The organism is Ureibacillus acetophenoni, assembly GCF_900220965.1.
Taxonomy (GTDB): Bacteria; Bacillota; Bacilli; order Bacillales_A; family Planococcaceae; genus Ureibacillus; species Ureibacillus acetophenoni.
The window spans coordinates 156,601-172,121 of the sequence record NZ_OBQC01000005.1 but is presented as its reverse complement, the minus strand read 5'-3'; the positions used below and the strand labels follow the sequence as shown (position 1 = coordinate 172,121).

Sequence of the window (15,521 nt, the reverse complement as noted above, 5' to 3'; positions counted from 1 at the left end):
AGTTTTTATTTTAACCACGTTAGTTCTGTGCGAAAGAGAAGCGACAGCAACAAACAAATGTAGTAAAAGAGATTTGGGAATAATAGAAACTAACTACTAATGGAATTTTCCATTAGTAGTTTTTTTTCCTATCCATCTCAAATGCTTCGAATTAACAAAACAAAAAATTAGTATATTGAAAGATTATTTATGACTAGTGCTATACAGGTTAACATTAAATTTGGTAAAATATATTTACTGAATATTCTAAATATATAAGACCCCTAGAGCATACATATAAGATACACTTCGATCTAAAGTAATGCCTACCAATAAGAGCTAACTACTTTGAGGCGAAAATTTTATGTATTTATTTAACAAAGTGCCGATTCATTTATCCTAAATCTTTCATATTCATAGATAAATAGAATGAGTATTTAAAGGAGTGTATCTATTTGAGACGAGCAATAACAATCATCATTTTAGCAGCCTTATTTATCCCTATATCCGCATCGGTTTTATCTTATGCTGAAGAATATGTACCAAAAGAAAGGAATGGGTATTTAACGAGTATCGCCCATCGCGGAGCTTCAGCTTATGCACCTGAAAATACGATGCCCGCCTTTACAAAAGGGGTCGAGATGGGAGCCGATTATATTGAAATTGATGTTCAAATGTCTAAAGACAGTATTCCAATCATTATACATGATCGCACTTTGAATCGGACAACAAATGGGAAAGGGAAAGTTTCCGACTATACATTAAAAGAGTTAAAATTATTAGATGCTGGAAGTTGGTTTGGGGAAGAATTTACAGGTGAAACAATTCCTACACTTAATGAGTTTTTGGGTGAATTCGGTGGCAAAATAAATATATTAATAGAGTTAAAGTATCCCGAGCTTTATCCAGGGATTGAAGAACAAGTTGCTAATGTGTTAAAGGAACATAAATTGGTGAAACCAGACAGTATCGAAATCATTATTCAGTCTTTTAATCATGAATCCATAAAAAGGTCTAAAGAATTACTACCTGAAATACCTCACGGAGTGTTAGTTGGGAAAGATTGGAGAAGGATTTCGAGCCAGCAACTAGAAGAATTCGCTACTTATGCAGACTATTTTAATCCTAGTTTTAATATAGTTACTGCGGAGCTAGTGGAACTAGTACATCTTACAAATATGACAATGTATGCCTACACGGTTAGAGATCAATCCGAAGCAGGAAGGCTTTATAGTCTTGGAGTGGACGGAATAATTACTGACTATCCTGACTATGTAAATTTAATTGTACAAAAGTAGAGAGGGAATAAAATGGATCTGTCTTTGATCAAAATATCTATTTATGTATAGAAGTGCAGACTAGTATACGATAGTGTACAAGGTCTTGCACTTTTTAATTTTGTCTTTTTGTTCATCTAGTAGGATTTTCCTTATCTTGAGATTTAAAAGCAGTCTAGCATACCATCAAATACGACTCCTCACTAAATTATTTGCCAACAATATTACCCCTTCTATTAAATAATCCTAAACAACACTCTTATAGTCTACTTATTAACAATAGAATGTGAAGTATAGAAAAATAATAGTTTCTAATATAAGATTTCAAACTAGTATAATCCTTTAATTTTGTAACAAAAAATAAGCAAATAATACATTTACGTTACAAAAGGCTCAAACTATACAACTCTTTTTGGGATTATGGTACAGTTTAGAAGTGAGAAAATATACATGGTAGATATAACCATTTTTATATTTAGCGGACTTTGGAAGGGGCTTTATTATGAGTTCGAAGTGGAACAAAAAAAGAGACTTTGCAAAGCAACAAACAACTAGTCTTTTACAAAATCATAAGGGTTTAATAAAAACCGCAACTATAAGTGCAATTCTATTATCAAGTGTGACATTCAATTTAGCTTTTGCTAAAGGTTCAGAAGATCATGGCTCACTAGATAAGGTATATCATATTTACTTAGCAGATAATTATGTTGGAGCAGTTTCAAATGCTGATACTGTTGAAGAGATTATCGAGGAAAAAGAAAAAGAAGCGAAATCAAAATATACTGAATTCTCTGTGGATGCAAAATCTAGTATTTCTATCATTCCAGAGCAAGTATTTTCATATAAGACGAACGATGAAGAAGTAATATCAGCTGTAAAAGAACATTTAGTAGCAAAAGCTGAAGCGTATGCTTTAAGTGTTGATGGTAAACCTGTTGTTTATTTAAAAGATAAAGAGGATTATGAAAAAACAATCCAGTTACTTAAACTTCAATTTGTTACAGAAGAACAACTGAAACAGTTAGAAGCTAACAAACAATCAGGTGAACAATTACCAGCTTTACAAGTTGGCCAAACTAGAGTACTAGATATTAAAATGGAAGCAGTTTCAGGAACTGAAGCAGAAGTAGTACCAAGCAAAATATTAACACCTGAAAAAGCTGTTCAATTTTTACAAACTGGTACATTAGAAAAAGAATTATATTCTGTTCAAGCAGGAGATGTTCTTGGTGGCATTGCGGTGAAGCATAATTTAAAAACTGCTGAATTGTTAGCGTTAAATCCCGGTTTGACGGAAGATTCACTTTTACAAATCGGTCAACAAATTAATGTGACGGTTGAAAAACCATTAGTTAATGTTCAAGTTGTTCAAGAAAAATTACTAAATGAAAAAATAGACTATGAGAAAATCATTGAAGAAGACAAGACAATGTATAAAGGTGAAAAAGTAGTTAAACAGGAAGGTGTTCCAGGTGAAAAACAATCTGCCTATTTAATTACTGAAGTAAACGGTAAAGTAACAGAAAAAACAGTGACAAATGAAGTCATTATTAAAGAACCTGTTAATAACATTGTTAAAGTCGGAACGAAGGTAATGTCATCTCGTGGAACAGGTGATTTTTCTTGGCCAGCTGCTGGAGGCTACGTTTCTAGTAATATGGGCTCTCGCTGGGGTGCATATCATAGAGGAATTGATATAGCTGGACCTTCAAACTACAACATAAAAGCATCTGATAATGGTGTTGTTACTGCTGCAGGTTGGGACGGTTCATACGGATATCGTATTATCATTAACCATAATAATGGCTATAAAACTTTATATGCACATCTATCAAGAATTGATGTAAAAGTAGGGCAAATTGTACCTAAAGGTTCTGTTATTGGAATTATGGGTTCAACTGGTAACTCAACAGGTACTCACTTACATTTTGAAGTTCATAAAAACGGATCAATTGTTAACCCACTATCATATTTTTAATAACTTTGAAGTTCATGGACAGTTCGTATTATTAGAACTGTCTTTTATTTATATAAGGGTCAATATTATTGAAATCACATGAGTTATTTCGTTTCGTGAAATGTTATTGTGACATATTTCATTGCGTTAGGGATAATATTTCCCAAATGTATTTTGCTGATGATAAGATATGGTTAAAGTATAAACTTACTATTTAGATGGATTATTTCCCAGAAAATAATTATATATTGTCTGATATAATAATATGAGAAGTTTTTTAACTTCATGCATCGTACATTTCTATATTTGCTAACTCATTGCAATAGAATGTAAAATTTAGTTTATTAAAAATGCTATAGTTTGATTGGGCAGGTAGAAGATCACAAGTCCACAATTTAACTAAGGCTAATTTATTAATGTTTTAATGAAAAATAAGGAATTTGAATATATAGATAAAAAGAATACAAAGGAGAATGAATATGACGAAAACAATTTTAGTTGTAGATGATGAAAAGCCGATTGCAGATATATTACAGTTTAATCTTATTAAAGAAGGTTATCAGGTAATATGTGCTTATGATGGCGATGAGGCGTTACAGAAAGTAGAAGAGTCTCAACCAGATTTAATGTTATTAGATATAATGCTTCCTAAAAGGGATGGAATGGAAGTATGTCGTGAAATTCGTAAAAAGTATAACTTTCCTATTATTATGCTGACGGCTAAGGGATCAGAGATAGATAAGGTTTTAGGTCTTGAAATGGGCGCAGATGATTATGTTACTAAGCCATTTAGTACTCGTGAATTAATTGCACGTGTGAAAGCGAATATGCGCCGTCTTCAAGTAAACACAACAGCACAAGATGTAAAAGAAGAGTCAAATGAAATTGAAGTAGGCTCATTAGTCATTCAACCGGATGCATATTTAGTATTAAAACGTGGGGAAGCAATTGAACTTACTCATCGTGAATTTGAACTGATTCACTATTTAGCAAAACATATCGGACAAGTAATGACGCGTGAACATTTACTACAAACAGTATGGGGCTATGATTATTTTGGTGATGTTCGAACTGTAGACGTTACTGTCCGCAGATTACGTGAAAAAATTGAGGATAATCCAAGTCATCCAAACTGGATTGTTACGCGTCGAGGTGTAGGTTATTATTTGCGAAATCCTGAGCAGGAGTAATATAAATGCAAAAAGTAAGCTTCTTTAAATCAATTCATGTAAAGCTCGTACTAATATATGTACTTTTAATTATTATCGCTTTACAAATCATTGGTCTTTATTTTTCGCAAAAATTGGAGGAAAACTTAAAAGATAATTTTCGTGACTCTATTATTCAACGAATCGATCTTGTTCAATATAGTATTCGCAAAGAAATGTTAAAAAAGGATAGGGATCCTGAAGTTTCTCCTACAATTCAGCAAAGTCTATATCCTATTATCCGTGAATTTGCAACAGGGGATATTAATGAGATCCGTGTCATCGATGATCGGAATAAAGTTTTAGCAACTTCTGATATTAGCAACCAGTCAATTGTAGGGCAACGGGGAAATCATGAAATTGTTAACCAATCCATAGCGGCAAAGACTGAAATTGATAAAATTGCACTCGATGCAGAAACAAAAAAGCGAGTATGGATATTAGCTACACCAATATTTGATTCGGTTGGGCCAAATGGTAAAATTATTGGAACAATTTATATTGAGTCAAATATAGAAAATGTCTTTGACCAAGTAAATGATATTAACCGTATTTTTGCAGTTGGGACAGCAATTTCTTTAGTCATAACAATCATTCTAGGAATTCTAATTGCTAGAACAATAACTGGACCAATTTCAGATATGAGAAAACAAGCTCAAGCAATGTCTAGAGGGAACTTTTCAAGAAAAGTTCGAGTATATGGTGATGATGAAATTGGCCAATTAGCTATTGCATTTAACCATTTAACAAACCGTCTTCAAGAAGCTCAATCTACTACGGAAGCTGAAAGAAGAAAACTTGCTTCTGTACTAACGAATATGACGGATGGGGTAATCGCTACCGATAGAAAAGGAAGAGTCATTTTAATTAATGATCCTGCTTTAAGTTTTTTAAAAATCTCCAGGGATACAACATTGAATCGCCCAATCGCTTCAGTCCTTGGTTTAGAAAAAGAATATAGCTTTGAAGATCTAATAAATACAAAGGAATCAGTCAATTTAGATATCAGTACGTTTGAGCATCGTCTAATTTTACGTGCAAACTTCTCTGTAATTCAAAAAGAAACAGGGTTTGTAAACGGACTGATTACCGTATTACATGATATAACAGAGCAAGAAAAGATCGAAATGGAAAGACGTGAGTTTGTATCAAATGTTTCTCACGAATTACGTACGCCACTTACTACTATGCGAAGTTATTTAGAAGCTTTAGCTGATGGTGCTTGGAAAGATGAACAAATTGCACCTACATTCTTAAATGTTACTCAAACAGAAACAGAACGAATGATCAGACTTGTAAATGATTTATTGCAATTATCGAAAATGGATAGCCGAGAATACACATTAAACAAGGAATTTGTTGAATTTAATAAATTCTTTAATCGTATAATTGACCGTTTTGAAATGTCTAAATCACAAAAGGTAGAATTTAAGAGGTACTTACCTGAAGAATCCTATTTTGTAGAAATAGATACAGATAAATTAACGCAAGTAATTGACAACATTATTTCGAATGCCATGAAGTATTCCCCAGATGGTGGAAATATTCGATTTGGTGTTACTGTACAAGAAAACCTATTAAAAGTAATGATCTCAGATGATGGAATGGGTATACCTAAAGAAAATGTGGGAAGAATTTTCGACCGATTCTATCGAGTTGATCGTGCAAGAGCTCGGTCAATGGGTGGAACAGGATTAGGATTAGCAATTGCGAAAGAAATGATCGAAGCTCACGGAGGAAACATTTGGGCAGAAAGTGAGGAAGGTGTTGGTACTACTATTTTCTTCACATTGCCGTATGAATTAGATGAGGCGGGTGAATGGGATTGAAACTTGTTGAACTAGTAAAATCAATTGTTTTAACATTCTTAGTCCTATTAAGCCTAGTTTTAACTTTTTCAATTTGGAATTACACTCCGAATTTACAAACAATCGATGAAACGAGTGTTAATCAGATAAGTATTGGATCAGAAAAGGCCATGTCCGATGTCATCAAACCATTTCGAATTCTATATAAAGATAATGGAGAGTTCCGAGGTACTATAAATTCTTTAAGAATTGAACAAGTTTTATCAAATCTAACGGGTTGGAAATTATCTGAAGTAAGATTTATACAAGGGAATTTAACTGAGCAAAAAGTGAATAGCTTAACGAATGAAGATCAACGAATTACTCTTTTTTATGATGCCGAGATTCCGATTAGGATTATGAATTCAGTTCTGTTCCATACACAGCATGAACTTCCTGAAGCTACTTTTAACCGCCTAATTATTGATTGGAGCTCGTTACAATTAGAAAACAAACTTACAATTGATTTTGTTAATAGCAAAAATGGAACTCATTATAGTACAACTATATCGGTAGATTCTAATCATTTCCTTGATACATTTATTAATCCAGCAACAAGTTTAGGAGTGTATCATGAAATTGGACGTGGAAATTCGCTATCCTTGTATGTACCGGAAGATCCTACTGAAATAAAAAACTTAACTTATACAATTGGTGAAGTTTCACCTAATACCTTTAAAGATATATTGTTTATTGAACCTAGTATTGTCCAAAGAAGCATAGACAGTACTTCGACTGAAAAGTATCTAGATGGTATGGCCTTCATGACGATTGATACGAATAGCAAAGTTTTAAACTATGTGAATCCATCTTCTGAAAGTGTTGGTGAAATACCTAACACTAAACTACTTCTAGATAGCTTTGAGTTTATTAATGACCATGGTGGATTTACAGGAAACTATCGATTTAAAAGTATGAATAATACAAGACATATTGCTGAGTACCAGCTTTACTTACAAGGTCTCCCGGTTTTTAGTAGTATTACTTCTACTAAAATCTCCACTACATGGGGGGATGACCAAATATTCCGATACCGAAGACCGTATTACTTTTTAGATACGAATATTCCTTCAGAGAAAAATATCGTTATACTTCCTTCAGGGCTTGAAATGATCGAAAAAATAAAGCGATCTAAAAATTTAAAGTTGGAAAGTATTGATGAGTTATATATAGGCTATTACTTCTCTCAACTAAATGAAAGTGGATATACCCTTGAACCAAGATGGTTTGCAATCATTAACGAAAACTGGATTGGTTTAACATCGGAAATATTAGGAGGGGATGAATATGGATTGGAGTAAATCAAAGTCAATATTCATCATAGTCTTCCTTATATTGGACATATTCCTATATTCACTTTACTTAAACCGATATACTGAAGCGCAAAAAGTAGAGGTATTAGGTGAAAAAACAATTGAAGCAAGATTAAAAGATGATAATATTACTTATGCAGAATTACCAAATATAGAAACAGCACCTTATTTGTATGGTAGTGTAAAGCACTTTACAGAAGAAGATTTGCAAATTCTTAATAATAATGAAGTAACGATTGAAAATGATACAAAAATTATTGTAAATTTAAAGGATCCTATAGCAATAGAAGATATTAATAATCCTTCAAACTATGTTGAATTTTTACAAACAAATATTATCGATAGTCCTTCTTATATGTTATGGGATGTAGATGAGGTAAATCAAACAGTTACATTTTTTCAACGGACCAATAATCGAACGATTTATTACAATAATCATGGTATGGTCAAACTCTATTTGAATACTGGCAATGAGATATTTAAATATGAACAAACCTTATTTATTGATTTAGTAGAGAATGAAGAGCTAGAGGAATTATGGTCACCAATTCAGGTAATCCAATTACTTTATTCTAAAAACTTGTTAAAACAAGATTCATCCATTACACAAGTAAAGCTAGGATATTCAACACTTGTACAATATACTCAAACTCAAGTTTTAGTACCAACTTGGGAAATCCGCGTAAAAACAAAAAATGACAAGGAAGAGGAGTATTTCGTCAATGCCGTTGAAGGAAAAGTAATTGAACTACAATTAGATCAAACAAAAGTAGAAGATGATGAAGAATAGGGAGTAATAGTATGCGTTTTAGTGTTTTAGCAAGTGGCAGTTCTGGAAATGCAATCTATGTAGAAAATGATGAACATGCATTTCTAGTAGATGTAGGCTTAAGCGGCAAAAAAATGGAGCAACTATTTGCTAAAATTGATCGAGATATGAAAAAATTGTCTGGAATCCTAGTTACTCATGAGCATAGTGATCACATTAAGGGGCTCGGCGTAGTTGCCCGTAAATATCAAGTTCCTATTTATGCAAATGAAAAAACATGGCTAGCAATGGAAGATCATATTGGCAAAATTCCTGACGATCAAAAATTCATATTTAATATGGAATCTGTGCAATCATTTGGTTCGTTAAGTATTGAATCATTTGCAGTTTCACACGATGCGATTGATCCAATGTTTTATGTATTTCATGAAAATGACCGTAAATTAGTGGTTATTACTGATACAGGTTATGTCAGTGATCGAATGAAAGGTATTATTCGTGGTGCTGATTCATTTGTGTTTGAAAGTAACCATGATATAGGAATGCTTCAAATGGGCCGTTATCCTTGGTCTATTAAACGTCGAATCTTAAGCGATGTTGGACATGTTTCCAACGAAGATGCAGCGATAGCGATGAGTGAAGTTGTATTTGAAAAGCCGACACAAATATATCTATCGCATTTAAGTAGAGATAATAATATGAAAGATTTAGCTCGAATGAGTGTTACGCAAACACTACAATCATGTGGCATTATCACAGGGGAATACGTACATTTACACGATACTGATGCTGAGGAACCTACATTGTTAGTAACTGTATAGTTGTATTACCTAGGGTTCTGAATACAGCCATTAAAGGTAATGATATATAGATAATTAAATTAATAAGCTAGTAAGAACTTTGTGGTCTGCAAAGTTCTTTTTATTTTGGCGGATAAGTTAATATAAGTTCTAAGGTAATCCGCATAAGAAAAGACATCACCTCAGGCCAACACGATGTTGGTCACAGCTCTTTTACTGCATCGAAAGAGAAGCGACAGATGCAAAGCCGTTGCCACAGGACGTGGCGCTCTTAGGCTTTGTTCATTAAATTTGGGTCGAGGTGTGTTTTTCTAAGTTTTATTTTATTTTCATGTAATTTTAATGTTCAATTTGTATCATAATGACAGAAGAAAGGAAAGGATGAATGGATATGAGTTATAACAACGAAAATGAAAATAAAAACAATAATGAACGAGATTTCTCAAATGATCAATTCAATCAAAATAATTCATTTAATTCGACGAACTCCTATAGCAGTAACATACAATATTCTTCAAGTCCAGAATTATCTCCCTTACAAGAACGGTTAAGAAGGGAAGAAGAAGAAAGTAAAAGAAGAGAGAATAGAAAAGGAACAAAAAAGGGTGGATATTTTATCAGTGGATTAGCAGGGGTTATCGTTGGCGCATTAATAATGTGGTTATTACTACCTTCCATGGTTGGCCAACTACCTAATGGATCGTCGAATGCTAATAACGAACCAATCACGCCTATTGAACAAACAGCAACTGAAGTAACAACGGATATTACATCTGCTGTTGAAAAGGTTTCGGATGCAGTCGTTGGAATTACTAATATTCAAGAAATTACAGACTTCTGGAATCAACGCTCTATGGAACGAGAAGCGGGAAGTGGTTCAGGAGTTATCTATAAAGTGGATGGAGATAAGGCTTTTATCATTACAAACTATCACGTTGTAGAAAAAGCAAAACAATTGGAAGTCACATTGGCTGATGGTATGAAAGAAGAGGCAACACTTGTTGGTAGCGACATTTGGACAGACTTAGCGGTTGTATCAATTAGTAGCGAAAATGTCGATACAGTTGCTGAGTTTGGTGACTCTGATGTATTAAAACAGGGTGAAACAGTCATTGCGATTGGAAATCCACTTGGATTAGATTTCTATGGTTCTGTAACAACAGGAGTAGTTTCTGGTAAAGATCGCGCGGTACCTGTGGATTTAAATGCAGATGGTGTGCAAGATTGGGAGACAGAAGTTTTACAAACAGATGCAGCGATCAATCCAGGGAATAGTGGAGGAGCATTGATTAATATTGCCGGTGATTTAATTGGTATTAACTCTATGAAAATTGCCGAATCTACAGTTGAAGGATTAGGTTTTGCTATTCCAATTAACTCAGTAATCCCTATTATCCAAGAGCTTGAGGTAAATGGTGAAGTTAGAAGACCAACAATGGGTATTGGACTTTTAGATTTAACAGAAGTACCAGCCTTTTATCAACAACAAACATTAAAACTACCAGAAGAAGTGACTACAGGTGTTGTTGTTTCTGAAGTTGTTAAAGGCTCACCTGCAGATAAAGCAGGAGTTCAACAATATGATGTTATTGTTGAAATGGATGGAGAAAAAATTGAGAACTCTATCGATTTAAGACAACACTTATATAACGAAACTGATATTGGTGATACATTAATGTTAAAGGTGTATCGTCAAGGGAAAATAGTAGAGTTAGAATTAAAACTAACTGAAGGTACAAGTGTATAAGTAATGTCTGTGGGATATCAACAATATGGTAACAACTTGTGAATAACTTATAAACATGTGAATAATTTTTTACACAACGGGTAGTGAAAGAAAAGCCTTCTCTTTCCTACTCGTTTTTTGTCTGTTACAATAGTTTGTGGATAATTTGATGCGAATGTGAATAACTCTGTGGAAATCCTATATGTGGAAGGAGGTTTTTCAACATGGAGAAGTATAGCTGCGAAAACCACATTAATCAGGCTTTAGACATGTTTGTTGCGGAAACAGGAGAGTTTCCTATAATGGATAAAGTGAATAATGAAGAAAACTTATCCCCAAAATGTTCATATTGTGAAGAACTAGCGATATATCTTGTATCAAGAAAATAACTTTACACAATATATAGAAACGAGTTGTGTATAGTGTGGATAACTTTGTGGATAAAATGTTTGTAAATAAATTGTAAATGTTAATAAACTGTGTACTGCTAAATTTGCAATTTTTAAACTCAATAAGAATACAGTAGTACTCTGGGTCCAAGTGTTTTGATAAATTGGACCCTTTTTATTATGATAGTGTGGCTAAGTTTAGAAGAACAAAAAAGGTGGATAAAGTGTGAATATCACAATTATTTCAGTTGGAAAGTTAAAAGAGAAATATTTAAAAATGGGCATCGATGAATACGTAAAGCGTCTTGGAGGCTATGCGAAAGTAGAATTAGTTGAGGTACCAGACGAAAAAGCACCTGAGCAGTTAAGCGAAGCGGAAATGGAAATTGTAAAGAAAAAAGAAGGCGAAAGAATCCTATCAAAAATCAGTGATGGTGTGCATGTCATAGCTCTTGCAATTGAAGGGAAAATGAAAACGTCTGAAGAGATGGCTGCTGATATCGAATCATTAATGACGTATGGTAAAAGTAAAATTGCCTTTGTTATTGGTGGGTCACTTGGCTTACATGAAGATGTTATGAAACGTGCGGATGAAAAGCTCAGCTTCGGAAAAATGACCCTTCCTCATCAGCTTATGAAACTAGTATTGGTAGAGCAGATTTATCGGAGCTTCAGGATTATTAAAGGGGAACCGTATCATAAATAAGTGTGGATTAAAACAAGCCATTCAGCTATAAGGCTGAACGGCTTGTTTAAACTAAGGGTAATTAACTTACCAGATTACTTGAAAGACCCATCAAATAAAAGCAGGAAATCCAAATGGATTCCCTGCTTTTTAATATGAAGTTCCTTGTGTCTAATGGTTGTGTTAAAAGAAAGAAACGCTAACAAAGATATTATTTATCTAATTCAATTCCAATAGCAGAGCCATTTCTGTTGTCATCCGCTACTCCTTTAAAAATACCTTTCTCATGATCGATGGAGATACTTTGAACATTACCAATGGATGTAGGAGCATCACCGAATGAATGACCCATCTCATTTAGTTTCTTAATTACATCTGCTGAAATACCCTCTTCATAACGATAAGAATTTATATTATTTGTATAGATGCGCGGCTCTAATACTGCATCTTCTAGGCTCATGTCGTACTCAATGTAATTAATAATTGTTTGTAATACAGATGTGATGATTGTTGGACCACCAGGTGATCCTACTGTTAGGACTGGCTTATCTTCGTCAAATACAATTGTAGGGGTCATACTACTTAATGGACGTTTATTTGGTTGTACCTCGTTAGCCCCACCAGGAATTGCATCAAAATCCGTTAATTCATTATTAAGCATTAATCCATAGCCAGGTACCATAATACCTGAACCAAAAACTTGCTCAATCGTTGTTGTATAAGAAACAACATTTCCGTATTTGTCTGCTACGGTAAAGTGTGTTGTTTGTCCAGGTTCTTTGTCGTCTGGTTGATCAGTAACTTCATAGTTTGCAGTGCTATTCTCATACTTCCATGGATCCCCAGCTACTGGGTTTTCATTCACTTTGTTTAGGTCAATTAATTTACTTCTTTCAGCAAGGTAATCTTCGTTTAGCAATCCGCTTACAGGTACTTTCACAAATTCTGGGTCTCCCGCGTAAGCTGCACGATCGGCATATGCTAGATGCATTGTTTCAGCTAGTAGATGATATTTTTCCCAAGAGCTTATGTCATATTGAGAAAGGTCGAAACTATCTAATATGCCTAGCATTTGTAATAGGAAAACACCACCTGAACTTGGAGGAGGCATACTCGCAATGTCATAGCCTTGGTATTTACCCCAAATAGGCTCATCAATCGTAGCATTATAGTTAGCTAAATCTTCTGATGTCATCGAGCCACCAAACTCTTGTACTGTTTTAGCCAAAGCCTCTCCAATTTCTCCGTAATAGAAGACATCAGCGCCTTTTTCACCAATTAATGTTAATGTTTTTGCTAAATCCTTTTGAACAAGAAGTTCACCTTCTTGAAGGGGGTTGCCATTTTGGAAAAATACATCCTTTGCAGCAGTACGCAACAGTTTGTCCTTGCTATTTGCAATCTGCGATGCTAGATAGTCATCTACAGGGAAGCCATCTTGTGCAAGGGTAATGGCAGGATTAATTAGCTCCTGCATTGATTTTGAGCCCCATAAATTATGAGCAAGATCTAAACCTTGTAGTGTACCAGGCACACCAACTGATGTTCCTTGCTGTACACGCTCAGCAAATGGAATTGGTTCACCATTCTCATCTAAAAACATATCAGGTGTTGCGCCAGCTGGAGCACGCTCACGACTATTAATGATGGTTGTGTCCTTTGTTTTACCATCATAAACCATCATGAAACCACCACCACCTATACCGGACATCATAGGCTCTACCACATTTAAGGCGAATTGTATAGCGATGGCAGCATCAATAGCATTTCCACCTTCTTCAAGTACATTTACTCCAATCTGTGTAGCTAATCCATGGGAGGTAGATACCATTCCACCATTTGCAGTTGCCACAAGATTATAATTGTCGTAATCAGTGTTGTAATTTGCTGCAAATCCTTTTACAGGTAAAAGTCCAACAACTAGAAATGTGGCTACGAGAACAACTGTAAAGTTCTTTAGTAACTTTTTAATTTTCCTCTCCTCCTTTTTTAACTTATGAGACGAATTTATTACGCCCATAATTTGACATTAGAATGTCTACTAAAATATATATTCTTTTAGTTCTTAAAAGATTCCATTTAAGTGGAAATAAGTATTTATTTGGGAGAGTGTTTGGTTTTGATGTAATAGGTTAAATAGATTTCTACAAAAAGTAATAGAAGATGTAAGGTTACATGAGAATCGAGACTAGCTAGAGTGAAATCGTAAAATTAAATATCTTGTTTAATAGTAAACATACTCTGTATTAAAAGCATTGCTGGACACAAATAACGAACAGAAAAAACCCACCTCAAAAAAGGTGGGTTACTAAAATCTTATTTCGTATAGTTATCGAAGTAGCCTTGGATATAGACCATTGGAGTACCTTTGTCTCCACTACCAGAAGTTAAATCGGATAATGATCCAATTAGGTCCGTAAGTCGACGAGGTGTAGTACCTTGTGATTCCATTGCACCTACTAGGTCTTCTTCTTTGTTTTGAATAAATTCAGAGATAGCTTGTTTTAACTCTTCTCCACGAAGATGAGAGAAGTTGTTATCTGCCAAATATTTCAATTTCACTTCGTTTGGAGTACCGTCAAGCCCTTTCGTATAACCAGGTGAGACAACAGGATCTGCAAGTTCCCAAATCTTACCGACTGGATCTTTAAATGCTCCATCTCCATAAACCATTACTTCAACAGTTTTACCTGTTGCTTCTTTTAGTTTTGTTTGAATGCCTTCAACGATTGGTTGACAGTTGTTTGGAAATAGTTTTACGCTGTCTTCTGTTGCTTTATTTGATCCAAGTAGACCGTAATCTTCATTAAATCCACTACCATTAATTGATTGGGATAAAATATTATCAAGGCCATAAACTTTTTCAGCACCGTTATTTGTTAAAATACGTTTTGTTCTAATACGTGAGTGAATGTCGCATGTTAAAACGCTCTTTGTATAGTCAAGAATCGTTTTAGGATTATTTGAGAAGATCACTTCACATGTTGCGCCTTCAGCTTCAACTAGAGATTTATAGTAGTCGATGTAATCAACACCAGTGAAAGTATGTTTGTTATAACCGAAATGTTCACGGAATTGAGTTTCAGTTAATACGTCTGTCCACGGGTTGACACCTTTAACATCTAGCTCATCTATATCTACTAAATGATTTCCTACTTCATCAGATGGGTAGCTTAACATTAAAACGATTTTTTTAGCACCTCTAGCAATCCCACGTAAGCAGTTAGCAAATCGGTTACGACTAAGAATTGGGAAAATAACACCTACAGTATCGTCACCAAATTTAGCTTTTACATCTGTTGCTATATCATCAATTGTTGCATAGTTTCCTTGTGCACGAGCGACAATAGATTCAGTGATTGTTACAATATCTCTATCTTCAATAGAAAATTCTTCAATTTTTGCTGCATTTAATACCGTATCAACTACGATTTGTTGGATATCATCACCATTATTGATGATAGGACCACGAAGCCCACGAACTACTGTACCAACTGCTCTTGTCAATTTAATCTCTCCTCTAAGTGAGTATAACTTATGTAGAATTTTTTACTCATGATTATCTATTATA

At 34.2% G+C, this 15,521-nt stretch carries 12 protein-coding genes; 10 read left to right on the top strand and 2 right to left on the bottom strand.

Features of this window, described 5'->3' with window-relative positions:
* Nucleotides 1–434: 434 nt before the first annotated feature.
* The 10 genes from CRO45_RS09215 (at nt 435) to rlmH (ending at nt 11,971) form a co-directional block, all read left to right on the top strand.
* Nucleotides 435–1,277, top strand: coding sequence for a glycerophosphodiester phosphodiesterase (locus CRO45_RS09215; protein ID WP_097149367.1), 843 nt, complete (start codon nt 435–437; stop codon nt 1,275–1,277).
* Nucleotides 1,278–1,758: 481 nt separating this feature from the next.
* On the top strand, nt 1,759–3,234 hold the full coding sequence (locus CRO45_RS09210) for a M23 family metallopeptidase (protein ID WP_097149366.1): 1,476 nt from the start codon (nt 1,759–1,761) through the stop codon (nt 3,232–3,234).
* A gap of 458 nt (nt 3,235–3,692) precedes the next feature.
* On the top strand, nt 3,693–4,403 hold the full coding sequence (gene yycF / locus CRO45_RS09205; RefSeq protein ID WP_097149365.1) for a response regulator YycF: 711 nt from the start codon (nt 3,693–3,695) through the stop codon (nt 4,401–4,403).
* A gap of 5 nt (nt 4,404–4,408) precedes the next feature.
* The gene (gene walK / locus CRO45_RS09200; protein ID WP_097149364.1) at nt 4,409–6,250 is read left to right on the top strand and encodes a cell wall metabolism sensor histidine kinase WalK; all 1,842 of its coding nucleotides are present in this window, start codon (nt 4,409–4,411) and stop codon (nt 6,248–6,250) included.
* Nucleotides 6,241–7,569: a YycH family regulatory protein gene (locus tag CRO45_RS09195; protein ID WP_097149363.1), complete on the top strand. Its 1,329-nt coding sequence runs from the start codon at nt 6,241–6,243 to the stop codon at nt 7,567–7,569. The genes walK and CRO45_RS09195 overlap by 10 nt, the downstream gene beginning before the upstream one ends.
* Entirely contained in the window at nt 7,556–8,371 is an 816-nt protein-coding gene (locus CRO45_RS09190; protein ID WP_097149362.1) for a two-component system regulatory protein YycI, read from the top strand. The genes CRO45_RS09195 and CRO45_RS09190 overlap by 14 nt, the downstream gene beginning before the upstream one ends.
* Before the next feature lie 11 nt (nt 8,372–8,382).
* Complete coding sequence (locus CRO45_RS09185) at nt 8,383–9,171, top strand: MBL fold metallo-hydrolase (protein ID WP_097149361.1); 789 nt, start codon at nt 8,383–8,385, stop codon at nt 9,169–9,171.
* Between the two features lie 370 nt (nt 9,172–9,541).
* Nucleotides 9,542–10,897, top strand: coding sequence for a S1C family serine protease (locus CRO45_RS09180; RefSeq protein WP_097149360.1), 1,356 nt, complete (start codon nt 9,542–9,544; stop codon nt 10,895–10,897).
* Nucleotides 10,898–11,100: 203 nt separating this feature from the next.
* The gene (locus CRO45_RS09175) at nt 11,101–11,265 is read left to right on the top strand and encodes a CxxH/CxxC protein (RefSeq protein WP_097149359.1); all 165 of its coding nucleotides are present in this window, start codon (nt 11,101–11,103) and stop codon (nt 11,263–11,265) included.
* 226 nt (nt 11,266–11,491) lie between these two features.
* Nucleotides 11,492–11,971: a 23S rRNA (pseudouridine(1915)-N(3))-methyltransferase RlmH gene (rlmH, locus tag CRO45_RS09170; protein WP_097149358.1), complete on the top strand. Its 480-nt coding sequence runs from the start codon at nt 11,492–11,494 to the stop codon at nt 11,969–11,971.
* A 190-nt stretch (nt 11,972–12,161) separates the two neighbouring features.
* Here rlmH and ggt read toward each other — a convergent pair whose 3' ends face one another.
* Together ggt and CRO45_RS09160 are read right to left on the bottom strand one after the other, a co-directional pair.
* Nucleotides 12,162–13,922, bottom strand: coding sequence for a gamma-glutamyltransferase (gene ggt / locus CRO45_RS09165; protein ID WP_408057126.1), 1,761 nt, complete (start codon nt 13,920–13,922; stop codon nt 12,162–12,164).
* Nucleotides 13,923–14,266: 344 nt separating this feature from the next.
* Nucleotides 14,267–15,457 carry a coenzyme F420-0:L-glutamate ligase gene (locus CRO45_RS09160; protein ID WP_097149356.1) on the bottom strand — a complete coding sequence of 397 codons (1,191 nt, stop codon included), beginning with the start codon at nt 15,455–15,457 and terminating at the stop codon, nt 14,267–14,269.
* Between the last annotated feature and the right edge of the window lie 64 nt (nt 15,458–15,521).

Coding starts and splice junctions, on each gene's coding strand:
- CRO45_RS09210 (WP_097149366.1), top strand. CDS start 1,759: ATGAGTTCGAAGTGGAACAAAAAAAGAGACTTTGCAAAGCAACAAACA.
- yycF (WP_097149365.1), top strand. CDS start 3,693: ATGACGAAAACAATTTTAGTTGTAGATGATGAAAAGCCGATTGCAGAT.
- walK (WP_097149364.1), top strand. CDS start 4,409: ATGCAAAAAGTAAGCTTCTTTAAATCAATTCATGTAAAGCTCGTACTA.
- CRO45_RS09195 (WP_097149363.1), top strand. CDS start 6,241: ATGGGATTGAAACTTGTTGAACTAGTAAAATCAATTGTTTTAACATTC.
- CRO45_RS09190 (WP_097149362.1), top strand. CDS start 7,556: ATGGATTGGAGTAAATCAAAGTCAATATTCATCATAGTCTTCCTTATA.
- CRO45_RS09185 (WP_097149361.1), top strand. CDS start 8,383: ATGCGTTTTAGTGTTTTAGCAAGTGGCAGTTCTGGAAATGCAATCTAT.
- CRO45_RS09180 (WP_097149360.1), top strand. CDS start 9,542: ATGAGTTATAACAACGAAAATGAAAATAAAAACAATAATGAACGAGAT.
- CRO45_RS09175 (WP_097149359.1), top strand. CDS start 11,101: ATGGAGAAGTATAGCTGCGAAAACCACATTAATCAGGCTTTAGACATG.